This is a genomic window from Mesorhizobium sp. P5_C1 (genome assembly GCF_054049815.1).
In genome coordinates, this window is the sequence record NZ_JBFULQ010000040.1 from 1 (window position 1) to 21,708 (window position 21,708).

Sequence of the window (21,708 nt, forward strand, 5' to 3'; positions counted from 1 at the left end):
CCCTCGATGATCATGTGCACGCCCTGGATGACATAGCGCTCGTCATCGCCCTTGAGCGCGATGATGCCCTTCAGGCGCAGGATGTTGGGGCCTTCCATCTGGGTGATCTTCTCGATCCACGGGAAGAACTTTTTCGGGTCCATCTCGCCGCCGCGCAGCGACACCGACTGCACCGTCACGTCATGGATGTCGGAAGGATGCGCGTGATGGTGGTGGTCATGCCCATTATGGTCATGATCATGATGGTCGTGGTCGTGGTCGTGGTCGTGGTCGTGATCGTCATGCGCCTCGAGGAAATGCGGATCGTTTTCCAGCGCCCTTGAAAGGTCGAAGGCGCCGCGGTCAAGCACTTCCGTCAAGGCGACGCCGGCGCGCGTCGTGCGATGGATCTTCGCCGCCGGATTGATGGCACGGATCGTCGCTTCGACCTTGGCGAGTTCTTCGGGGGTGACGAGGTCGGTCTTGTTGAGCACGACGACGTCGGCGAAGGCGATCTGGTCCTCGGCTTCCCTGGAATCCTTGAGCCGCAGCGGCAGATGCTTGGCATCGACCAGCGCCACCACCGCGTCGAGCCTGGTCTTGGAGCGCACATCGTCGTCCATGAAGAAGGTCTGCGCCACCGGCACCGGATCGGCGAGGCCGGTGGTCTCGACCACGATGGCGTCGAAACGGCCGGGCCGGCGCATCAGGCCTTCGACGACGCGGATCAGGTCGCCGCGCACCGTGCAGCAGACGCAGCCATTGTTCATCTCGTAGATTTCCTCGTCGGATTCGACGATCAGTTCGTTGTCGATGCCGATTTCGCCGAACTCGTTGACGATGACGGCGTAGCGCTTGCCGTGGTTTTCCGACAGGATGCGGTTGAGCAGCGTCGTCTTGCCGGCGCCGAGATAGCCGGTGAGAACGGTTACGGGGATCTGCGTCTGTGCGTCGCTCATGACTTGCCTCGAAAAATCTGGGCCTTGAAAGGCCTCGAAAAGGGATTGTCGGCTCCATATAGGACGTGTGCCGGGCTTTTGCACGAGGCAAACCGATGGGCCAAACCGGCTTGCCGGCATTGCCGAATTTTCATTGGCGGGAGCCGCCGTCACAGCCTAGATCAGGAGACGGGGGCCAATTCGAGAGGCACGATATGTCCGGAAAGCCATTCTCCATCTCATTGAGCCGGCGCAAGGCGCTCGGCTTGATCGCGGTGACTGCCGGAGGTGGTGCCTTCCTGCCGGCCGCGGCAATCGCCGCCCAGTCTTCGTCCTATGCCGGGCTGACCCTGTTCCAATCCGGCGCCGGCGTTTGTGCCATCACGCCCGAGGTGACCGAAGGGCCGTTCTATTTCGACCCGAAACTCGAACGTGCCGATGTCACTGAAGGCAAAAAGGGCGTTGCCCTCACTGTAAGGCTGCAGGTTGTCGACGCGACCTGCCGCCCGCTTGCCGGCGCCCGCGTCGACATCTGGCATTGCGATGCGCAAGGTGCCTATTCGGGCTACCCGGGACAAGGTGACGGCCGTGATGTCGACACGTCGGGCCAGACGTTCCTGCGTGGCTGGCAGAAGACCGATGCAAGCGGCATCGTTTCCTTCGCCACCATCTATCCCGGCTGGTATCACGGCCGCACCACCCATATCCATTTCAAGGTCTTCCCTGATGAGAATTCGGTGATGACCGGGCAGTTGTTCTTCCCCGACAGCGTCAGCGACCAGATCTTCACCACTGTCGCGCCATACAACGACAGGCCCGGCAAGCGTGACACCTCGAACGCCGGCGACGGCATCGCCAGGCAGGCCGGACCGCTGTCGCGGGCCGCACTGCACGAGGTGGAGGATGCCTATCAAGCACTGATGATCGTGGCAGTGAAGCCCGGCTGAGCGACATTCCCTCACGCATCTGGTCCGCGGCGAAAACTCCGCTCGCGAAAAGTCGTTTGTCATCTAACTGAAATAAACATCTGGCATTAGCCACCGCGGACACCGCAATGCTTGCCGGCAAAGCTGTTTGGAGCGCCGGAATCTTTTTGATAGTCGATTGCCAACCGGCCGGCTGAGTCTATGCTGACCGCACCGGTACGGCCGAAGAGGGATGACCATGGCCAAGGCGGACAAGACTGCAACAATGAGCCGGCTGCATTCGGCAGCAAGGCTGGCAAGAACCGCGCTTGCGGCGCGGCTTCTGGCACACGGCTTCTATGCCGGCCAGGACCAGATCATGCTGGCGCTCGACCGTGAAGACGGCCAGACGCCGGGTAATCTCGCCGGACGCCTCGGCGTGCGCCCGCCAACCATCACCAAAACCATCAACCGCCTGCAGGCGCAGGGCTTTCTGGAAAAGCGCGCCTCCTCGGCCGATGCTCGCCAGGCCCATATTTTCCTCACCGACACGGGCCGCGACATCATCCACGCTATCGAGAAATCGGTGAAGAAGACCGAAAAGCAGGCGCTGAAGGGCCTCGACAAGAAGGACCAGAAGGCACTGTTCAAGCTGCTTGCCCGTATCGAGGCCAACCTCTCGAATGAGGAATTGGTGTTGATCGACGACGACGCCGAGACGGACGACTGATCGCCTGGTCCCGGCGCAACAATCAAGCCGCCTCCGTTGCAGTGCCTTGGATCAGCGACGACCAGCGTCCCGGCGTCATGCCATACGCCTTCTTGAATTGCCTGATGAAATGGCTTTGGTCGCTAAAGCCGGCCTCGATGGCGATCTGCGCCAAGGGCTCGCCGGCGGCAATCATCCGCCGCGCGCTCTGAAGCCGGCGCATCACCAGGAAGCGATGCGGGCTGGTGCAGAAGGCGGCCCGGAAATGCCGTGACAAGGCATAGCGGTCGAGCCCAGTGATCGCCTCCAGTTCGCCCGAGCAGACGGGGCGGCCGAAATTCTCCGTGAGATAGTCGCGGGCCAGCGCAGCCGCCCGCCACGCCGTCCTGGCAATCGGCTTCGCCGGCTGGCCGGCATGCCGGGTCAGGCTTTGCATCAACTGGGTGAGGAAGTCGGCAACGAACAGCTCGTCGAGTTCCTCCTCCAGCGGCCCCAGCGCCGAAAGCAGCGTCGTGCAGAAGCTATCGTCCGTCAGCACGCCGTCCCTGACAAAGGGCAAAGACGCGCCGCCAAGGCAGTCGAGCATCAACGACGGTTCCAGGTAGAGCATCCTGTAGCGCAATCCGTCCTCGGTGCCGGCACCACCGTCATGCAATTCGTCGGGATGCAGCACGATGATCTGGCCAGGCAGGCTGTGGCGCGTCGCGCCGAGGTAGCGAAACCGCTGTACGCCGTGCAGCGTCACCCCGATCGCATAGGTGTCGTGGCGATGCAGGTCGAAGGCGCTGCCATGGAACCGCGCCTCGATCCGCTCCATGCCGGCAGGGTCGGAGGCGGAGATGATGCGGTTCTCCGCCGCGTCAACGCACAAACGTCCAAGACCCTCGAAGGCCTGGCTGTTTAGATCGTGCGACATCTTCTCCTTCAGCCTCGTATCGGGGCACAGCTCGAATGGTCAATGTCTCATGTTCGATACGAAATTTGCAATCGTGCTCCGGCAGGATCTGCCGGTCTGGCAGAAACTCAACGTCACCGCCTTCCTGACCAGCGGCATCGTCGCCCAATTCCCGGACATCATCGGCGAACCCTACCGCGACCGCGCCGGCAATCTCTACAATCCGCTGTCGATCCAGCCGGTCATCGTGCTGTCCGCCGACCAGGCAACGCTGGCCGCAATCAACCGGCGCACGCTGGAGCGTGGCGTGACAACCTCGCTCTATGTCGAGGAGATGTTCGCGACCGGCCACGACGCGGCCAACCGTGCAGTCTTTGCCGAATTCGCACCTGAAGACGCAAAGGTGGTCGGTATCGCGCTTCGCGCCGAGAAGAAGGTGGTCGACAAGATCACCAAGGGCGCCCGGATGCACGACTAGGGTGCGCTGAATATGCCGGCCTGATCGGGGGTTTCGACGCACCTTCGCTCCAAAAGACTAAGCCTGCCGGGCGCTGTTGTTGTGCCAGCCGGCTTTGGCGTGGTGGCAGCCGACAATTGGCTTGCCGGCAAGCGGCATTTCCCGCAAAGGTGGGCTCCAGCCCAGCTTCCCATCCGGCCTGCAAGTGAGTGCTTCCCAAAGACATCCAGAAAGCGCAACGCCCCCGGTGGCGATCCTCTGCATGCTTTCCACCTACATCTTCTTCACCTTCCTCGACACCAGCAGCAAATATCTCGTCCTGGCCGGCGTATCCGTACTGATCGTCGCCTGGGTGCGATTTGCCGTGCATGTGGTGCTGGTCGGCACGCTTTTGCGCGGCTGGCGCCAACCGGTACGGTTTCGCCCGGTCAACCTGCCGGCCCATGTCCTGCGCGGTCTGTTCCTGTTCGGCTCGACCATGTTCAACATCCTGGCGCTACGCTCCCTGCAACTGGCCGAAACCACCTCGATCTATTTCTTCGGGCCGATGGTGATCACCGCACTTGCCGGCCCGCTGCTTGGCGAATGGGCCGGCTGGCGGCGCTGGCTGGCGATCCTGACCGCTTTCGCCGGGGTTCTGATCATCACCCGGCCAGGCGTCGGCGTTTTCGGCATCGGACATCTCTTCGCGCTCGGCTCGATGCTGTCGAACTGCTTTTACGTCATCATGACGCGCCGCATGTCGGCGAGGGAGACGTCGGAAAGCCTGATCCTGTTTTCGGCACTGGCGCCGGCGGTGCTACTTTTGCCCCTGCTGCCGTTTTCGTTTTCCCTGCCGCATGATGGCTGGCACTGGTTCGTCCTGCTCATGCTTGGCGTGTTCGGCGGCGTCGGCCACTGGCTGCTGGTCCAGGCCTACCGGCTTGCGACGACCACCGCATTGGCGCCCTATCCCTATTCGCAGATGGTGTGGATGATCATTTCCGGCTGGATCGTCTTCAAGCAGTTTCCCGACCGTTGGACATTGGTCGGCGCCGCGATCATCGTCGCCAGCGGCCTCTACATCGTTCATCGCGAGCATCGGCTTCGGCTGCAGAGCCGCGCGGCCTCCGATGTCGAAGCGGAGGCGTTGGCAAAAAAACTTTGATTTACTGCCGATCGATGGCATAACGCCGCCTTTAAACTGTTTAATGCATGTGGGAACCGGTTTCGGGACAACGACATGCATAGGGACTGAAGCCGGTCGGGGAGCACAGGTCGCTGGCACAGAAAATCAAGCTTTCGACGATCGCGGATGCGCTCGGCGTCTCCACGGCCACGGTGTCACTGGCGCTGCGCGACAGTCCGCTGGTCGCCGGCACCACCCGCGACCGCATCAAGGAACATGCCCGCACCATCGGCTATATCTATAACCGGCGCGCCGCCAGCCTGCGCACCTCGCGTTCGGGCATTGTCGGGGTCGTCGTCCACGACATCATGAATCCGTTCTTCGCCGAGATCCTGCGCTCGATCGAAAGCGAACTCGACCGCAGCCGCCAGACCTTCATCCTGTCCAACCATTATGACCAGCTCGAGAAGCAGCGCACCTTCATCGATACGCTGCTGCAGCTGGGCGCCGACGGCGTCATCATGTCGCCGGCCATCGGCACGCCGGCTTCCGACATCCTGATGGCCGAGGAGAACGGCCTGCCGGCGGTGCTGATCGCACGCACGGTCGAGGGTGCCGATGTGCCGGTCTTTCGCGGCGACGATGCCTATGGCACCGGGCTCGCCACCAACCATCTGATCTCGCTCGGCCACAAGCGCATCGCCATGATCGGCGGCACCGACCAGACCTCGACCGGCCGCGATCGCTACCAGGGCTATGTCAACGCCATGGAGGCGGCCGGGCTTGAGGTCAGGCCGTCCTGGCGCATCGCCGGCCCACGCACCAAGCAAGCCGGCTTCGAGGCCGCCGGGCAGTTCCTAGCGCTGAAGGACAAGCCGACGGCCGCCTGCTGCTGGAACGACCTTGTCGCCATCGGCCTGATGAACGGCATCGCGCGTGCCGGCCTGGTGCCGGGCGTCGACATCTCGGTCACCGGCTATGACGATCTCGAAGAGGCGGCAATTGCGACGCCTGCGCTGACCACCGTCTGGAACGGCCAGCGCGAGGTTGGACGCCGCGCCGCCAGCGCGCTGCTGGACAAGTTGAACGGGCAGACGGTGCGGCCGTCGCAGGAACTGATCAAGCCGGAACTGCATGTGCGCCAGTCGACCGGCAAGCCGGTGGAGCGTGCATGACCAAGGCCGAGCAATTGCAGACCGTCGCCATTCTGGTGCCGGGCGATTTCAACGATCATGCCATCAAGCGCATCGACAGCACCTTCAAGCGAGTCAAGATCGAACGAGCCGATCCGGCGCTGGTCACCGACGAGATGCGCAGCAACGTGCGTGGCATTGCCTCGTTCGCCGGCATCAATGCGGCGATTATGGATGCATTGCCCAATCTCGAACTCATCGCCTCCTTCGGCGTCGGCTATGATTCGGTTGATGTCGGATATGCGGCCGCCAAAAACATCATGGTCACCAACACGCCCGACGTGTTGACCGAAGAGGTTGCCGACACCACCATCGGGCTGCTGATCAACACCATCCGCGACCTGCCGCGCGCCGAGACCTGGCTGCGTGACGGCAGCTGGCTGCGCAAGGGCAACTATCCGCTGAGCCGGCTGACCTTGCGTGGCCGCAAGGTCGGTATTTTCGGCATGGGCCGCATCGGCCAAGCGGTTGCCCGGCGGCTGGAAGCTTTTGGCCTGTCGGTCGCCTATCACAATCGGCGCCGGGTCGAAGGCTTGAGCTACCAGTACCACCCGACATTGAAGGGCCTCGCCGAAGCGGTCGACACGCTGATTTCGGTGGCGCCCGGCGGCGCCTCGACGGAGAAGGCGGTCAATGCCGAAATCCTGTCGGCGCTCGGCGCCAACGGCGTCTTCGTCAACATCGGCCGCGGCAGCACGGTCGACGAGACAGCGCTGGCGGCAGCGCTCGCCAATGGCACCATCGCCGCCGCAGGGCTCGATGTCTTTGCCGACGAGCCGAACGTGCCCAAGGCGCTGCTCCACGCACCGAACACCTCGCTGTTGCCGCATGTCGGCTCGGCCTCGGACCATACACGGCGCGCAATGGCGGATCTGTGCGTCGACAATCTGGTCTCCTGGTTCACCGAACGGCGGCCGCTGACGCCGGTGCCGGAGACTGTGAATGTGAAGGCCAAAGCTATTCCAGGAAAAGCGTGAAGCGCCTTTCCGTCCGGACAGGCGGCAGGTTGCCACACTTATTAACGTCCGCTTAACCATCTGAAATCATTCTTCATCCTGTCCGTGTTCGAGGATGAAGAATGATAAAAACGCTTTCCCTCGTGACAGCTACCGCCGCGCTGTTTGGGAGCTTTCATCTGCTTCACGACGGCGGCGGTGAAAGTGCCGCCGATGCGGTCGCACCATCCAATAGCTACAGGCTGGTGGCCAATGGCGACCAAGGCAACTGCGCGGTCACGCGCGGTGCGTCGGTTTCGGATGACCTGTCGCTGTTGACGATGGGGCTGAACTGCCGCCGGCTCTTGCCCGGCATCGAGCGGGCAAAGTTCTGGCGCCAGGAACAGGACGGCACGGTCGCCTTCAGCGCCAATGGCGTCGATCCGATCGTCACCTTCGCGGTTGCTGACGGTGACGGCTACGAATCCTATGCGCCGGCCGCACCATTGCTGTCGCTGGCGGCGACAGGTGATTTTAGGGACTGATTATTCCGCTGCGGCGCGCGCACCGGCTTTCGCCACGGCGTGCAGCCGCACGGCATCGCCGAAGGCACGGAAAATCTTGACCGAGTTGCTGTCCGAGTTGACCCAATATTCCGGATGCCATTGCACGCCGACGGCGAAGGCGCGGGAGTCGCGCACCGAAACCGCCTCGACCGTGCCGTCGCCGGCGACCGCCTCGATCTGCAGTTTCGAGCCCAGCCGGTCGATCGCCTGGCGGTGCAACGAATTGACCTTGATGTCTCCGGCGCCGAACACGCCGGCCAGGCAGCTGCCCGGCTTGATCGAAATGGTCTGATGGATGGCGAAGCGCTCATCCTGATTGTCGCTCACCGGCGCGCGGTGGTCGAACGAACCCTCGCGCTCCTGGATTTCGGTGCCCAGCGTGCCGCCGAGCGCCACGTTCATTTCCTGGATACCGCGGCAGATGGCGAGCAGCGGTACGCCGCGCTCTATCGCCCTGCGAATCAGCGGGAGCGTGGTGGCGTCGCGCGCCGGGTCGTAGGGGCCATTGGCCTCGCTGGCGTCGCCGCCATAGAGCGAGGGGTGCACATTGGATTTCGACCCGGTGACCATGACCCCGTCGACCGACGAGAGAAGTTCGTCGAAGTCGAGCCTGTCGCCGAACGATGGCACCAGCACCGGAAACACGCCGGCACCGGCAATCGCCGCCTCCAGATATTGCTGCGGGGCGGCATGCCAGGTGTAGTTGTCGAACTGACGTACGTCGGTCGATATGGCGACGAGCGGCTGATGCATTTTGGCTCTGTTTTCCATCTGCAAAGGATGTCCTGCCTCCAAAATAGGCGATCCGCCGCCATTTTTCCATGACAAGTTTCACGTGTCGCATGGGCCACGAAACAGCCTGTTAGACTATAGTTGCAAGGCGGCTGGGCTTCGCCGTCAAATCGGGCCGCCGCGCTGGACTCGACCTCTTGCCTGTGTATTGTTTCGCGCCAACCGACACGGAAGCGAGGATTTTCCGAACGTCGGTCTGTCTGGTCCAAAAGGGAGGAACTTCATGGATCGTCGTTCATTCATTCGCAAGGCTGGTGTTACTGGCGTCGGTGCTGCGGCGGCGGCGGCCACGCTCGCGGCGCCGGCAATAGCCCAGTCCAATCCCAAGGTGACGTGGCGGCTTGCGTCGTCCTTCCCGAAGTCGCTCGACACCATCTATGGCGGCGCCGAGGTGTTCTCCAAAATGCTGTCGGAAGCCACCGATGGCAACTTCCAGGTCCAGGTCTTTGCCGCCGGCGAGCTCGTGCCCGGCCTGCAGGCCGCCGACGCCACCACGGCCGGCACGGTCGAGGCCTGCCACACGGTGGCATATTATTACTGGGGCAAGGACCCGACATGGGCGCTCGGTGCGGCGGTTCCCTTTTCGCTCAACGCGCGCGGCATGAACGCCTGGCACTACCATGGCGGCGGCATCGACCTGTTCAACGAGTTTCTCGCCACGCAGGGCCTTTTCGGCCTGCCGGGCGGCAACACCGGCGTGCAGATGGGTGGCTGGTTCCGCAAGGAGATCAACACGGTTGCCGACCTGTCCGGCCTCAAGATGCGCATCGGCGGCTTTGCCGGCAAGGTGGTGCAGAAGCTCGGCGTCGTGCCGCAGCAGATCGCCGGCGGCGACATCTATCCGGCGCTGGAAAAAGGCACCATCGACGCCGCCGAATGGGTCGGCCCGTATGACGACGAGAAGCTCGGCTTCTACAAGGTGGCGCCCTACTACTACTACCCCGGCTGGTGGGAAGGCGGTCCGACCGTCCACCTGATGTTCAACAAGGCGAAATACGACGAGCTTTCGCCGGCTTACAAGTCACTGCTGCGCACCGCCGCCCAGGCTACCGATGCCAACATGCTGCAGAAGTACGATTATCTGAACCCGGCAGCGGTGAAGCGGCTTGTCGCCGGTGGTGCGAAGCTGCGCCCATTCAGCCAGGAGATCATGTCCGCCTGCTTCGAAAAGGCCAACGAGGTCTATGCCGAAATGGAAGCCTCCAATGCGCCGTTCAAGAAGATCTGGGAATCGATCAAGGGCTTCCGCAAGGAGCACTATCTTTGGGCGCAGGTGGCCGAATACAATTACGACACCTTCATGATGGTCCAGCAGCGCAACGGCAAGCTTTAGCCCCTGTAAACCACTCCAATGTATTCATTCAAGGACCCCGGGCCTGTTCGCCCGGGGTCTTTCTTTTCAGGCTGGCGAGGAACTCACCTCGATCAGTATTCCGCCTGGCGCAAGGCAGTAGAAGGTGGTCGAATTGACGCCGCCTCGCGTCAGCTCCTGGACTTCGCCAGGCGCGAGGCCCGCATCGGCAAGCTCGGCCTGCTTTGCGTGCACAATGTCCGGTTTGCCGACGAAGAAGCCGACGTGAAAACCATCGGGATAGCTGGCTGCCCGTCCCTTGCCTGGTGTCATCAGGTTGAGGGAAAAACCGTCGGTGCCGCGTAGAACCGCGAAGGCATCCTTGCCGCGCATAGCGACAAGCTCGAAGCCGAAATGGCTGGTGAAGAAGCCGGCAAGAGCCGCGACTTCGGTGGCAATGAGATTGGCATGGTTCAGTTTCATGGTCCTTTGTCCTGTCGTTGATTGAAGCGCGGACAGGCGTGGCTGCAGACTGTGAACCGGCGGGCCGTGGCATCAGGAAATCCGGACATGACCCAACCGGCTCGCGGGCTTTGGCCTCGCTTGCCGGCCGTGGGTTCTCCCGCAAATCATGCGGTGAACGGGCCTCCGTTCAACAACGGAAGAGACCGGACTACCGAACCGGTCATGTCTTTTTCGGCGCGCACCCAATAACCGATCGATGGGTTGCCGGCAAGCGCGCACGGCCAAGCCGCAGCCGCTCAGCCCGCGCGCGGCACCACCAGCACCTTGACCTCGCCGGGGGCCGGCGGATTGGCGATCACCGCTGCCGCGTCTTCGAGCGCCACTTGCCTGGAGATCAGCCGGTCGATCTCGATTGCGCCCGATGCAATGAGTTCGGCGGCGCGGCGATGCGTGTAGGGATTGAGGAAGGAGCCGAGCACTTTCAATTCCCGGAACAGCAGGTCGAAAGGCTCGAATTCCGCTTTCATGCCTTGCGGCGTCACGCCGACGATGACGACCTTGCCGCCGGCGCGGGCCAGCCGCATCGACTGCTCGACGGTCTCCCGCACGCCCGCGCATTCGAAGACGACGTCGACACCGCCTGGCGCCAGGCCCGTTGGTCCGGCGACGGCATTGATGACATCGGCGGCGGTCGGATCGACCGTCGCCGTGGCCCCGAGATCTTCGGCAAGGCCGCGCCGCGAGGCCTGCCTGGTCGACAAGATGATGGTCGTGGCCCCGGCCAAGCGCGCCAGCTGCACCGTGAGCAGGCCGATCACGCCGCCGCCAAGCACGGCCACCGAGCTGCCTGGCCTGATTTCGGCCAGATCCACGCCATGCAGGCAACAGCCGAGCGGTTCGCAGAAGGCACCATGCGTCGGCTTCAGGTCGGCAGGCAGGATGAAGGCTTGCTTCTGCGGCAAGGCAAGGTATTCGGCAAAGCCGCCATCGCGATGAATGCCGATGGCACGCAGGTTGCTGCAGAGGTTGACCCGCCCTGCATGACAGTGCGCGCAACGCCCGCAGGCGATGTTGGGGTCGCCGGTGACGCGGTCGCCCACGGCAAAGCCGGAGACGGATTCTCCGAGCGCCTCGACGATGCCGGAGAATTCATGCCCGGGCGTCACCGGTGGCGTGCACGGGAATTCGCCGTGGAACAGATGCCGGTCCGTGCCGCAGACGCCGCAGGCTTCAACGCGCACCAGAAGCTCATCAGGCCCGATGCTGGGCTTGTCGACCTCGCGCAGCGCGATGCTGCCCACCGCTTCCAGCCGAACCGCTTTCATGATCGTGGCCATGCCGGGTTCAGTTGAAGCTTGGCGGTTGCGACAGGTCCGGCTGGGGTGCCGCCGGTTTGGCCGGCGGCGTGTCGCCGAAACTCGGTGGTTGCGACAGATCAGGGGCGGCAGGAGCGACCGGCGCCGAGCCGCCGTCGGCCGGCGGTGTGCCAAGCGGCGACAGGCCGGGGACTTCCGGCACCTTGTAGTCGATCGTGCCGGGATCGACCACCGTGCCCTTGTAATGCATCACCATCTGCGGGAAGGCGATGGTCAGCCCGATCATGATCACCTGGATGCAGACGAAGGGCACCGCGCCGCAATAGATCTGCCCGGTGGTGACCGGTGCGATCTGTTTGCCGGTGATGCGGTCGAGATAGGGCACGCGCGCAGCGACCGAGCGCAGGTAGAACAGCGCGAAGCCGAAGGGCGGGTGCATGAAGCTGGTCTGCATGTTGACGCCCAGAAGCACGCCGAACCAGATCAGGTCGATGCCGAGCTTGTCTGCGGCCGGCGCCAGCAGTGGCACGATGATGAAGGCGAGTTCGAAGAAGTCGAGGAAGAACGCCAGGAAGAAGACCAGCATGTTGACGCCGATCAGGAAGCCGACTTCGCCACCCGGCAGCGAGGTCAGCAGGTGCTCGACCCAGATGTGGCCGTTGACGCCGTAGAAGGTGAGCGAGAACACCCGCGCGCCGATCAGGATGAACAGGACGAAGGACGACAGCCGCGTCGTCGAGGTCAAGGCCTGCTTGACCACGTCCAGCGACAGCCGCCCCTTTGCCGCCGCCATGATCAAGGCGCCGACAGAACCCATGGCGCCGCCCTCCGTTGGGGTGGCGATGCCGAGGAAGATGGTGCCGAGCACCAGGAAGATCAGCGCCAATGGCGGGATCAGCACGATGATCACCTGCTGCGCCAGCCTGGACATCATGTTGAAGTTCAGGCGTTTGTCGGCAATTGCCACGACGTAGATGAAGAGCACGCCGGCGGTGGCGCCGAGAATGTCGGCATTGTCGCCATGCGCCGGCGCGAGATAGCGATACGCCGCGTAGGAAACCGCCAACGTGACCAGCAATGCCGCCAGCAGCGACAGAACGCCGTGGCCGAGCGTGCGGGCCTCCAGCGGCAGCGCCGGCACCGATGCCGGCCGGACGATCGACATGATCAGGATGTAGAGCGCGTAAAGGCCGGTCAGCACCAGGCCCGGGATCAGCGCGCCCGCATACATGTCGCCGACCGAGCGGCCGAGCTGGTCGGCCAGCACGATCAGCACCAGCGACGGCGGGATGATCTGGGCGAGCGTGCCGGATGCGGCGATGACACCGGATGCCAGCCGGCGGTCATAGCCGTAGCGCAGCATGATCGGCAGCGAGATCAGGCCCATGGCGATGACGGATGCCGCCACCACACCGGTGGTTGCTGCCAGCAGCGCGCCGACGAAGATCACCGCATAGGCAAGGCCGCCGCGGATCGGTCCGAACAGCTGGCCGATCGTGTCGAGCAGGTCTTCGGCCATGCCCGATCGCTCGAGCACGATGCCCATGAAGGTGAAGAACGGAATGGCAAGCAGCGTGTCGTTCGACATCACCCGGCTGCCGTAGAAATTATCCGGCAGGGCGTGCAGAAGCGGCCAGGCGAGATTGATCGATCCACCGGAATAGGGCGAGAGAAGCACGCCGATGAAGAAGAACATCAAGCCGTTGGCGGCCAGCGAAAACGCGACGGGGTAGCCGATCAGCAGGAAGATGATCAGCGAGGCGAACATGATCGGCGCCATGTTCTGGGCGATCAACTCCATCATGAACGCACCTCTTCGGCCAGCGCCTTGGCTTCGAGTTCGGCCTGCTCATGTGCCGAYATGAACGGATTGGGGTCGTCCATATCGCCGCGCATGATGGCGATCTTCTTGATGATCTCGGAGATGCCCTGCAGAGCGAGCAGGAAAAAGCCGACCAGCAGGATGGCCTTGGCCGGCCAGATGATCAGTCCGCCGGAGTTGTTGGACATCTCGCCGCTGCGAAACGACAGCGACACGTAGGGAACGAAATAGATCACCATCAGCGTCACGAACGGCATCAGGAAGAGGATGTGGCCGAGCAGGTCGATCCAGTGCTGCACGCGGCGCGAAAACATGCCGTAGACGATGTCGATGCGGATATGTTCGTTCTGCTTCAGCGTATAGGCGGCAGCCAGCATGAAGGCTGCGCCGAACAGATACCACTGCAGCTCCAGCCAGGCGTTCGAGGATATGTCGAAGATCTTGCGGATGATGGCGTTGGCGGCGCTAACCAGGATCGCCAGCAGGATCAGCCACGACACCCATTTGCCGATGAATTCGTTAGCGCGATCAATGGTCCTGGATAGAGCGAGAAGCCCTGCCATGCATTCCTCCCTGTGCCGGAGGCGTTCCGGCTTCCCCCTCAGGTCCGTCACGCCGTGTGGTCCAACGGTATGCCGCGCGTGGATTGACGGGTCAACAAGGATGGAGGCAGCAAAGGTCATCGCATCGGCGGGCAGGTCCGGATACTGGCCGTCTGCCCCGGCGTCATGCAACCAAAGTCTGATGGTTTCAGGCGATTTTGGCGGTGTCGCGGCCGGCACCGATCAGCACCAGGATGGCGACCAGGAACAGATACATCCAGGCGTCGCGCCATTCGACCGGGAAATAGCCGGCCCACAGCGATTCGGCCATGCCGAAGGCGGCCGCGCCGAGCGCTGCGCGCGGCGGCGAGAGATAGCCGCCGACCGCGGTCACGAACAGGATCTTCAAGCCGTAGACCAGGCCTGACCCGAAGCTGACGTTGCCGTAATAGAGGCCGGCCATGACGCCGGCCAGTGCAGCGCAGAAACCGCCGAACAGCACCGCATGCCGGAACACCGCGCGCACGTCGACACCGCACATGGCGGCCGCCTTGGGGTCGTCGGAGACGGCGCGCCAGCGCCGGCCGAAGCTCGAGCGGGCAAAAGCCCACGCAGCCAGCACGATTGCCGCCAGCACCACCGCGCAGTCGATGAGCTGGATGAGCGTCAGCGTTGCCTTGAAGGTTGCGTCCTGCGCGAAAACGACGGGCTGCGCCAGCATYGGCGGCAGCCACAGATCATGCGTGTCGGCGGCGATACGGCTCGCCTCCGACAACAAAAGCAGGATGCCGAGCGTCGTCACCACGATCGCATTGGGCGAGCGGTCGGCCAACGGTTCGAAGACGCTGCGCGACAGCACGTAGCTGACCAGCGCGGAATAGAGGAAAGCCGCGGCGACGCCGAGTGTCACCGCAGCCAGCAGCGTCAGCCACAGCACCTGATAGCCGAAAGCCGCGGTGAGGATCATCGTCTGGCCGCAAAACGCGAACAGCGCGCCATAAGCAAGATTGGTGCGGTGCAGGATACCGTTGGTCAGCACGTAGCCGAAGGCGAGCAGCGCGTAGAGCGCCCCCGAATGCAGCCCGTTCAGCACCTGCTGGAAGAAATAGAGCATGCAAAACCCTCGGATCATGCCGTCCCGAAGCAACGGTTTTGACGACGACATGTTCAAAAAGGCTGCGGGGGGCCGCATCCCTGCGAAGGTTTGCATCGCGGAATCTAACTTGTCAAATGCGATTTATCGGTTAGATTTCAGGCATGACGGTATCCTGGACCCCGCACCGCTTCACCGGCGGCCTGCTTGCGCTCGACACGGCGAACACCGTGGTGCTGCGCGGCGATCTGGAGAAAACGTTCGACCGCTTCGATGATCCGGCCGAGATCGCCCGCTTTGCCGACGCGGCGAGCGCCTTTCGCGCCGCAGAGCTGGGCGACCGGCAACTGGCCGTATCGTCGCCCGTGGCAATCGCGCCCGTCGTGCTGTCGATCCGCGAGGCGACTGACCGGCTGTTTCGTGGCGCGGTGTCGAAAGGCGCGGTTGCCACCGCCGATCTTCCCGGGTTCCTGAGCGCCTGCGCCGAGGGGCTGGCTGGCAGCCGGACCGAAATCGGGGCGCCGGGAAGGCCGTTCGGGGACCCGGTGACGCCGATCGCCTTCGAGGCGGCGCTGGCGGTTTCCGCCCTGTCGCTGCTGCGCGACGACACCGTCGCAAGGCTGAGGATCTGTCCCAACTGCACCTGGCTGTTCGTCGACAGAAGCCGCAATTCCAGCCGTCTTTGGTGCGACATGGCGGTATGCGGCAACCGTCAGAAGGCAAGTCGTCATTATCGTCGCCGCCGCATGGCGGCCAATGAGGTCAAGGATGCTTAGAAGTCTTTCCCGCTCGATCGTTGTCGGCGCTGCATTGATTGCCGCCGTTGCGCTCGGGGCCTGCCGCGATACCGGCAACGACGAAGGCAAGCTGTTCGAGATTTCCGGCAAGATATTCGTCTTCAACTACCGTCTCGCCAGGGCAACCTATGTCGTCACGCTACGGCCACTGCAGCCGATGGGAGACGGCCAGGTGGCTGTCGCCAGCTTCCAGGATCCCGCCGGCGGCGCGCCTTTGGTGGTCGAGCAGAAGGTCTGGCCGAAGCTCGACAAGGTGACCCTTGAGAGCCCGGCCCTGACCTGCGTCGTCAAGAACAAACCCTATGCGATCGCCATCAGCATCAAGGGCGCCGATGGCGCCATCCTGCAAAAGATCGACACCACCTTGATGTCGACGGAGGACCAGTCGGTGCTGCCCGACCGGCCGCTGGTCATCGATCAGCTCTACACGGCCAATCCCGATCTCGTCGGCCATCCCGACGGCAAGTTGCCGGGCGAACCGAAGCCGAATTGCTCCAATGGCATCTGACGCGCAGAAATTTTAGTGCGCTAGGCAGCGTCCGTAGAGTGGTTCCACACCCGATCCGAGATCGCCTCGGACCGTTCGTTGCGCGTTGCCTGGCACCTTCGATTTTGTTTGACCTGCCTTGCAAGGGGAGAAAGGATGCGTCATCCGACTCCGAACGTTGGCTGCCTGCTCCCACGCGGCCTCCGCAGAGGAAATGCCTGATGACGCTGCACGATGTCGCGCTCGACGACAAGTTCGACCTCGCAAAGGACCGCATCTTCCTGTCCGGTGCGCAGGCGGTCATCCGCATGCTTCTGATGCAGCGCGAGCGCGACCGTCGCGCCGGCCTCAACACGGCGGGGTTCGTTTCCGGCTATCGCGGCTCGCCGCTCGGCGGCCTCGACATGCAGTTGTGGAAGGCCAAGAAGCAGCTCGGCCAAGCCGATATCGTCTTCCAGCCCGGCCTCAACGAGGAGCTTGCCGCCACCRCTTGCTGGGGATCGCAGCAGACGGAACTGCTGGGCGAGGGCACCCATGATGGCGTCTTTTCGGTCTGGTACGGCAAGGGGCCGGGCGTGGATCGTTCGGGTGACGTGTTCCGCCACGCCAATCTCGCCGGCTCGTCCAAACATGGCGGTGTGCTCGCCCTGATGGGCGACGACCACATGGCCGAATCATCGACCAACGCGCACGCCACCGAATTCCTGTTCGTCGACACCATGGTGCCGATCCTCAATCCGGCCGGCGTCCAGGAGATCATCGATTACGGCCTCTACGGCTTTGCCATGTCGCGCTTTGCCGGCACTTGGGCGGCCATCAAATGCGTCAAGGACAACATCGAATCGACGGCTTCGGTCGATGCCTCGCTCGAACGGCTGAACATCGTCGTGCCCGATTTCGACATGCCGCCCGGCGGTCTCAATATCCGCCACGAGATCGACATGCTCGGCCAGGAAGAGCGGCTGCATGAATACAAGCGCGCCGCTGCCTCCGCCTTTATCCATGCCAACGGGCTGAACCGCATCGTCTATTCGGGCGGCCGCAACCCGAAGCTCGGCATCATCACGCTGGGCAAGAGCTATCTCGATGTCCGCCAGGCGCTGGAGGACATCGGCATCGACGAGGCGGCCGCCAACCGCATTGGCGTGCGGCTGTTCAAGGTCGGCTGCCCCTGGCCGCTCGACCTGCAGCATATCGCCGACTTTGCCCGCGGTCTCGACACCATCGTCGTCGTCGAGGAGAAGCGCTCGCTGATCGAGGTGCAACTGCGTGAAAGCCTTTACGGCACCGCCTCGCAGCCGGTCATCGTCGGCAAGAAGAACGAGCGCGGCGACTGGCTGTTTCCGGCCAAGGGCGCGCTCGACCCCAACGAGATCGCCATCGCGCTTGGCGAGAGGATCGTGCGGACCATCGGTCCGTCTGAAGAGATTTCGGCGCGGGTGGCAAAGCTACGCCAGTTCCAGGCGATGTTGGCGGATGCCACCGACATCGGCTCGCGCACGCCGTTCTTCTGTTCCGGCTGCCCGCACAATTCCTCGACCAAGGTGCCGGACGGCTCGATCGCCGCTGCCGGCATCGGTTGCCACTTCATGGCGCTGTGGATGGACCGCAACACCCTCGGCTTCACCGCGATGGGCGGCGAGGGCGCGCAATGGGTCGGGCAGGCGCCGTTCTCGAAGCGCGACCACATCTTCCAGAATCTCGGCGACGGCACCTATAACCATTCCGGCACTCTGGCGATCCGCTTCGCACTCTCGACCGACGCCAACATCACCTACAAGATCCTCTACAACGACGCCGTCGCCATGACCGGCGGCCAGCCGCACGAAGGCGGCCTGACCGTCGACATGATCGCTAGGCAAGTGCGCGCCGAAGGAATCGACCGCATCGCCATCGTCACCGATGAGCCGGACAAATATGCCGGCAAGGCCGAATTCCCGGTCGGCGCCACCATCCATCACCGCGACGACCTCGATCTCGTCCAGCGCGAGCTGCGCGGCGTCAAAGGTGTGTCGGTGCTGCTCTACGACCAGACCTGTGCGGCCGAAAAGCGCCGCCGCCGCAAGCGCGGCACCTTTCCCGATCCCGACAAGCGGGTCTTCATCAACGAACTGGTCTGCGAAGGCTGCGGCGATTGCGGCGTGCAGTCGAACTGCGTTTCGATCCAGCCGGTCGAGACCGAGTTCGGCCGCAAGCGCAGGATCGACCAGTCGAGCTGCAACAAGGATTTCTCCTGCGTCAACGGCTTTTGCCCGTCCTTCGTCACCGTGCACGGCGCCAAGATCCGCAAGGCCGAGGGGACGGCCGGCAAGGCCGACCCGCTCGACGGCGTGCCGACGCCCGCCGAGTTCCCGCTTGGCGAGCAGGGCTGGGCGGCGATCATCGATGGCGTCGGCGGCACCGGCGTCGTCACCGTCGGTGCCGTGCTCGGCATGGCGGCCCATCTCGAGGACAAGGGCTGCGGCATGATCGACATGGCCGGCCTTGCCCAGAAAGGCGGCTCGGTGTTCACCCATGTCCGCATCGCCCGCACCCCGGACGACATCCATGCCATCCGCGTCTCGGCCGGTAAGGCCGATCTCGTGCTTGGCTGCGATCTCGTCGTGTCGGGCGCCAAGAAAGTGCTGACGGCGGTGCGCGAGGGCCACACCATCTTTCTCGCCAACACCGCCGAGATCATGCCCGGCGAATTTGCCCGGTCGGCCGATTTCTCGTTGCCGATCGAGCGCCTGAAGAAGGCAATCCGCGCCGCCGCCGGCGACGGCAAGGCGCATTTCTTCGACGCCACGCGCACCGCCACCGCGCTGTTCGGCAATTCGCTCGGCGCCAACATGTTCATGCTCGGCTTTGCCTTCCAGCACGGCGGCTTGCCGCTTTCGGCCGAAGCTGTCGAGAAGGCGATCGAGCTCAATGGCGAAGCCGTGGCGATGAACATCGCCGCCTTCCGCTGGGGCCGCCGTGCCGCCCATCAGCCGGATTTCGTGCGCGGCCTCGTCGCCCAGCCGGGCAAGACCGGGCAGGCCGCTGCGATCGCCGAGACGCTGGATGACATCATTGCCCGCCGCGTTGCTTTCCTGACCGCCTACCAGAATGCCGCCTACGGCAGGCGTTATGCCGAAAGGATCGCCGTCCTGCGCGCCGCCGAAGCCAAGGCCGTGCCCGGTTCGACCGCGGTGTCGGAGGCTGCCGCCAGGAACCTGTTCAAGCTGATGGCCATCAAGGACGAGTACGAGGTGGCGCGGCTCTATACCGATGGCTCCTTTGCCGCCGAATTGGGCAAGCAGTTCCAGAGTTACGAGAAACTCGAATTCCATCTCGCCCCGCCGATCATGGGCCGCCGCGGCAATGACGGCACACCGAGGAAATCGAGCTTCGGCCCCTGGATGATGAAGGGTTTTCGCCTGCTGGCGGCGATGAAAGGCGTGCGCGGCACCGCCTTCGACCTGTTCGGCTACACGGCCGAGCGGCGCATGGAGCGGCAGCTTCTTGCGCAGTACGAGGTGGATCTGGACCTCGTCGCCAGATCGCTGGCGCCGGCCGTGGTCGATGCGGCAATTGCCCTTGCCTCGGTGCCGGCTCTCATTCGCGGTTATGGCCACGTCCGCCGGGCCAGCGCCGAAAAGGCGGCCGGCGAACGCAAAAGGCTGCTCGAACGTCTGTCGAACACGCCGGCACAGCCGAAACTTCAAGCTGCCGAATGATCGATACGCCTTGTTTACCTGAAGTCTGGTTTCCCAGCCGATCCTGCATCTGCGCGCCCTCGGCAACCGAGCCGAAACCACTGTTCTAAGCCTTTCTTAAGGCGGACGTGGCATGACAGGGCTTAGCGTTGGGCCGACAATATGGGCAGGACAAAGACCGAAAACATCCCACCGGATGTTTATATCCAGTTTGTGCGGTCGTTGTTCGACAACGCCCACATGCTGGTGATTGGCGGCGTGTGCTACTGGATCCTCGGATTCATGATCTACTTTCGCACGCACAATCCGTTGTTCCTGGCTTTCTCTTTTACTCTACTGTCCATCAGTCTTTTCCGTTACTTCGGCATTCGCGCCTTCCGCAAGGCGGGCGGTGTCATAGCCAATGTCGACGAGGCGCGGCGGTGGGAGCGCAACTACATCCTCAAGGGCAGCCTGCAGGGCCTCGGGTTGGGCGCGCTATGCTTCATTTCGATCTATGTGTACCCTGATCCCTTTGCCGAACTGGCCGCGACGTCGCTGGCCATTGCTACCCTGGTCACGGTTGTTGGCCGGAACTACGGATCTCCGCGCATGGTGCGGATTTTTTCCGTGACCTTCATTGGTCCGGCGGCACTTGCACTCTTGCTGCGCATGGATGTCCCTTCGGTCGTTCTCGGGTTGATGATCATCCCGTTGACTTTCATCACCATCAACAGCGCCGATCACGTCCGCAACGTGCTTTTCTCGGCCGTCATTGGCCACAAGGAAGCGAGGAAGCTCGCCCTCAGGTTCGATCGCGCCCTCAACACCATGTCGCACGGCCTTGTCATGCTCGGCCCCAACGGCCGCGTGGCGGTGGCCAATGCCGAGGCCGCGCATTTGATGTCGCTCAAGTCGCCGGATGCGCTGCTCGGGCGGTCGATCCACGGTCTGTTGATGCGCGGTGTCGCAGGCGGTATGCTAGCGCCGAAGGATTGCCGCTATATCGAGGCCCAGTTGACGCGCGCCCTGCGCGAGGGCCGCGACCGCAAGGTGCTGGTTTCCCTCGCCAACGGCCAGCACTATGAATTCTCGGCTCGCGAGGGCAGCCAGGAGCTGGGCGTCATCACCTTCGAGGACGTCACCGCCCGCGTCGAGGCGGAAGACAAGATCCGCTTCATGGCCCGCTACGACAACCTCACCGGCCTGCCCAACCGCGCCTATTTCCACGAACTGGTCGGCGAGGCCATGGCGTCCGGCGACGGCGACCGTCTCTGCGGGCTGGCAGTGCTGGATCTCGACGATTTCAAGAGCGTCAACGACACGCTTGGGCACCCGATCGGCGACGGGTTGATCTACGCCGTCGCCGAGCGCCTTGCGGCCATTGCCGGGCAAGGCATCACGGTCAGCCGTTTCGGCGGCGACGAATTCATGGTCTTCTTCGACCGCGTCGAGGACGAGAGCCATCTGACCGGCCAGCTCGACGAGATTTTCGCCGGCCTGCAGGGAGAGGTCGACGTCGCCGGTCACGGACTGCGCATCCAGGCCAGCGGCGGCGCGGTGCTGTCGCGGGTCAAGGATACCGATGTCGACGCCATGATCGTCAAGGCGGACCTGGCGCTCTACAAGGCCAAGGAGCTCGGCAAGAACAGCTGGCGGCTGTTCGAGGCCTCGATGGATGCCGCCTTCCGCAACCGTCAGCTGATGAAGGCGGATCTGCGCACTGCCGTGGAAAGCAAGGTCCTGCGCGTGGTCTATC

The 21,708-nt window shown here is 63.4% G+C and carries 20 protein-coding genes; 12 read left to right on the forward strand and 8 right to left on the reverse strand.

Annotated features, from left to right (window positions below):
• Positions 1-938 (reverse strand): CobW family GTP-binding protein (locus ACXJ7R_RS05675; protein WP_457150942.1); only part of this gene is annotated, 938 nt, incomplete at its 3' end.
• 194 nt (positions 939-1,132) lie between these two features.
• Between ACXJ7R_RS05675 and ACXJ7R_RS05680 the strand changes: the two genes are divergently transcribed.
• Positions 1,133-1,864 carry an intradiol ring-cleavage dioxygenase gene (locus tag ACXJ7R_RS05680; protein WP_457150943.1) on the forward strand — a complete coding sequence of 244 codons (732 nt, stop codon included), beginning with the start codon at positions 1,133-1,135 and terminating at the stop codon, positions 1,862-1,864.
• 217 nt (positions 1,865-2,081) lie between these two features.
• Positions 2,082-2,552 carry a MarR family winged helix-turn-helix transcriptional regulator gene (locus ACXJ7R_RS05685; RefSeq protein WP_095084311.1) on the forward strand — a complete coding sequence of 157 codons (471 nt, stop codon included), beginning with the start codon at positions 2,082-2,084 and terminating at the stop codon, positions 2,550-2,552.
• Between the two features lie 22 nt (positions 2,553-2,574).
• On the opposite strand, the gene ACXJ7R_RS05690 is transcribed toward ACXJ7R_RS05685, so the two are convergent.
• On the reverse strand, positions 2,575-3,447 hold the full coding sequence (locus ACXJ7R_RS05690) for an AraC family transcriptional regulator (protein WP_457150944.1): 873 nt from the start codon (positions 3,445-3,447) through the stop codon (positions 2,575-2,577).
• A 49-nt stretch (positions 3,448-3,496) separates the two neighbouring features.
• Between ACXJ7R_RS05690 and ACXJ7R_RS05695 the strand changes: the two genes are divergently transcribed.
• From ACXJ7R_RS05695 to ACXJ7R_RS05715, 5 genes are all read left to right on the forward strand, one after another.
• The gene (locus ACXJ7R_RS05695; RefSeq protein WP_457150945.1) at positions 3,497-3,904 is read left to right on the forward strand and encodes a DUF2000 family protein; all 408 of its coding nucleotides are present in this window, start codon (positions 3,497-3,499) and stop codon (positions 3,902-3,904) included.
• Between the two features lie 241 nt (positions 3,905-4,145).
• Positions 4,146-5,030: a DMT family transporter gene (locus tag ACXJ7R_RS05700; RefSeq protein ID WP_457150946.1), complete on the forward strand. Its 885-nt coding sequence runs from the start codon at positions 4,146-4,148 to the stop codon at positions 5,028-5,030.
• A 113-nt stretch (positions 5,031-5,143) separates the two neighbouring features.
• Complete coding sequence (locus ACXJ7R_RS05705; RefSeq protein WP_457150958.1) at positions 5,144-6,166, forward strand: LacI family DNA-binding transcriptional regulator; 1,023 nt, start codon at positions 5,144-5,146, stop codon at positions 6,164-6,166.
• Entirely contained in the window at positions 6,163-7,161 is a 999-nt protein-coding gene (locus ACXJ7R_RS05710; protein WP_457150947.1) for a 2-hydroxyacid dehydrogenase, read from the forward strand. The genes ACXJ7R_RS05705 and ACXJ7R_RS05710 overlap by 4 nt, the downstream gene beginning before the upstream one ends.
• A 101-nt stretch (positions 7,162-7,262) precedes the next feature.
• The gene (locus ACXJ7R_RS05715; protein ID WP_457150948.1) at positions 7,263-7,664 is read left to right on the forward strand and encodes a hypothetical protein; all 402 of its coding nucleotides are present in this window, start codon (positions 7,263-7,265) and stop codon (positions 7,662-7,664) included.
• Here ACXJ7R_RS05715 and ACXJ7R_RS05720 read toward each other — a convergent pair whose 3' ends face one another.
• Complete coding sequence (locus tag ACXJ7R_RS05720) at positions 7,665-8,438, reverse strand: gamma-glutamyl-gamma-aminobutyrate hydrolase family protein (protein ID WP_095084310.1); 774 nt, start codon at positions 8,436-8,438, stop codon at positions 7,665-7,667.
• A 262-nt stretch (positions 8,439-8,700) separates the two neighbouring features.
• Here ACXJ7R_RS05720 and ACXJ7R_RS05725 point away from each other — a divergent pair, with 262 nt between their 5' ends.
• Positions 8,701-9,810, forward strand: a complete 1,110-nt coding sequence (locus ACXJ7R_RS05725) for a TRAP transporter substrate-binding protein (RefSeq protein WP_457150949.1) — start codon at positions 8,701-8,703, stop codon at positions 9,808-9,810.
• A gap of 66 nt (positions 9,811-9,876) precedes the next feature.
• Here ACXJ7R_RS05725 and ACXJ7R_RS05730 read toward each other — a convergent pair whose 3' ends face one another.
• The 5 genes from ACXJ7R_RS05730 to ACXJ7R_RS05750 all read right to left on the reverse strand — a co-directional run bounded on the left by ACXJ7R_RS05730 (position 9,877) and on the right by ACXJ7R_RS05750 (position 15,027).
• Positions 9,877-10,251 (reverse strand): VOC family protein, encoded by a 375-nt coding sequence (locus ACXJ7R_RS05730; protein ID WP_457150950.1) that lies wholly within the window; start codon positions 10,249-10,251, stop codon positions 9,877-9,879.
• A 278-nt stretch (positions 10,252-10,529) separates the two neighbouring features.
• Positions 10,530-11,558 (reverse strand): zinc-dependent alcohol dehydrogenase family protein, encoded by a 1,029-nt coding sequence (locus ACXJ7R_RS05735; RefSeq protein ID WP_457150959.1) that lies wholly within the window; start codon positions 11,556-11,558, stop codon positions 10,530-10,532.
• A gap of 19 nt (positions 11,559-11,577) precedes the next feature.
• Positions 11,578-13,353: a TRAP transporter large permease gene (locus ACXJ7R_RS05740; RefSeq protein ID WP_457150951.1), complete on the reverse strand. Its 1,776-nt coding sequence runs from the start codon at positions 13,351-13,353 to the stop codon at positions 11,578-11,580.
• The gene (locus ACXJ7R_RS05745) at positions 13,350-13,934 is read right to left on the reverse strand and encodes a TRAP transporter small permease subunit (RefSeq protein WP_457150952.1); all 585 of its coding nucleotides are present in this window, start codon (positions 13,932-13,934) and stop codon (positions 13,350-13,352) included. Before ACXJ7R_RS05745 ends, ACXJ7R_RS05740 begins: the two co-directional genes overlap by 4 nt.
• A gap of 187 nt (positions 13,935-14,121) precedes the next feature.
• Complete coding sequence (locus ACXJ7R_RS05750; protein WP_457150953.1) at positions 14,122-15,027, reverse strand: branched-chain amino acid ABC transporter permease; 906 nt, start codon at positions 15,025-15,027, stop codon at positions 14,122-14,124.
• A gap of 143 nt (positions 15,028-15,170) precedes the next feature.
• Between ACXJ7R_RS05750 and ACXJ7R_RS05755 the strand changes: the two genes are divergently transcribed.
• From ACXJ7R_RS05755 to ACXJ7R_RS05770, 4 genes are all read left to right on the forward strand, one after another.
• Positions 15,171-15,782, forward strand: a complete 612-nt coding sequence (locus tag ACXJ7R_RS05755) for a CGNR zinc finger domain-containing protein (RefSeq protein WP_457150954.1) — start codon at positions 15,171-15,173, stop codon at positions 15,780-15,782.
• The gene (locus ACXJ7R_RS05760; protein WP_457150955.1) at positions 15,775-16,311 is read left to right on the forward strand and encodes a hypothetical protein; all 537 of its coding nucleotides are present in this window, start codon (positions 15,775-15,777) and stop codon (positions 16,309-16,311) included. Before ACXJ7R_RS05755 ends, ACXJ7R_RS05760 begins: the two co-directional genes overlap by 8 nt.
• 200 nt (positions 16,312-16,511) lie before the next feature.
• Positions 16,512-19,991, forward strand: coding sequence for an indolepyruvate ferredoxin oxidoreductase family protein (locus tag ACXJ7R_RS05765; RefSeq protein WP_457150956.1), 3,480 nt, complete (start codon positions 16,512-16,514; stop codon positions 19,989-19,991).
• A gap of 141 nt (positions 19,992-20,132) precedes the next feature.
• Positions 20,133-21,708: diguanylate cyclase domain-containing protein (locus ACXJ7R_RS05770; RefSeq protein ID WP_457150957.1), on the forward strand; the 1,576-nt coding region annotated here is incomplete at its 3' end.

Excerpts from the sequence above, each read along its gene's own strand:
- ACXJ7R_RS05690 (WP_457150944.1), bottom strand. The coding sequence starts at position 3,447 with ATGTCGCACGATCTAAACAGCCAGGCCTTCGAGGGTCTTGGACGTTTG.
- ACXJ7R_RS05760 (WP_457150955.1), top strand. The coding sequence starts at position 15,775 with ATGCTTAGAAGTCTTTCCCGCTCGATCGTTGTCGGCGCTGCATTGATT.
- ACXJ7R_RS05695 (WP_457150945.1), top strand. The coding sequence starts at position 3,497 with ATGTTCGATACGAAATTTGCAATCGTGCTCCGGCAGGATCTGCCGGTC.
- ACXJ7R_RS05725 (WP_457150949.1), top strand. The coding sequence starts at position 8,701 with ATGGATCGTCGTTCATTCATTCGCAAGGCTGGTGTTACTGGCGTCGGT.
- ACXJ7R_RS05730 (WP_457150950.1), bottom strand. The coding sequence starts at position 10,251 with ATGAAACTGAACCATGCCAATCTCATTGCCACCGAAGTCGCGGCTCTT.
- ACXJ7R_RS05715 (WP_457150948.1), top strand. The coding sequence starts at position 7,263 with ATGATAAAAACGCTTTCCCTCGTGACAGCTACCGCCGCGCTGTTTGGG.
- ACXJ7R_RS05720 (WP_095084310.1), bottom strand. The coding sequence starts at position 8,438 with ATGCATCAGCCGCTCGTCGCCATATCGACCGACGTACGTCAGTTCGAC.
- ACXJ7R_RS05680 (WP_457150943.1), top strand. The coding sequence starts at position 1,133 with ATGTCCGGAAAGCCATTCTCCATCTCATTGAGCCGGCGCAAGGCGCTC.
- ACXJ7R_RS05700 (WP_457150946.1), top strand. The coding sequence starts at position 4,146 with ATGCTTTCCACCTACATCTTCTTCACCTTCCTCGACACCAGCAGCAAA.
- ACXJ7R_RS05710 (WP_457150947.1), top strand. The coding sequence starts at position 6,163 with ATGACCAAGGCCGAGCAATTGCAGACCGTCGCCATTCTGGTGCCGGGC.
- ACXJ7R_RS05735 (WP_457150959.1), bottom strand. The coding sequence starts at position 11,558 with ATGAAAGCGGTTCGGCTGGAAGCGGTGGGCAGCATCGCGCTGCGCGAG.
- ACXJ7R_RS05740 (WP_457150951.1), bottom strand. The coding sequence starts at position 13,353 with ATGATGGAGTTGATCGCCCAGAACATGGCGCCGATCATGTTCGCCTCG.
- ACXJ7R_RS05755 (WP_457150954.1), top strand. The coding sequence starts at position 15,171 with ATGACGGTATCCTGGACCCCGCACCGCTTCACCGGCGGCCTGCTTGCG.
- ACXJ7R_RS05685 (WP_095084311.1), top strand. The coding sequence starts at position 2,082 with ATGGCCAAGGCGGACAAGACTGCAACAATGAGCCGGCTGCATTCGGCA.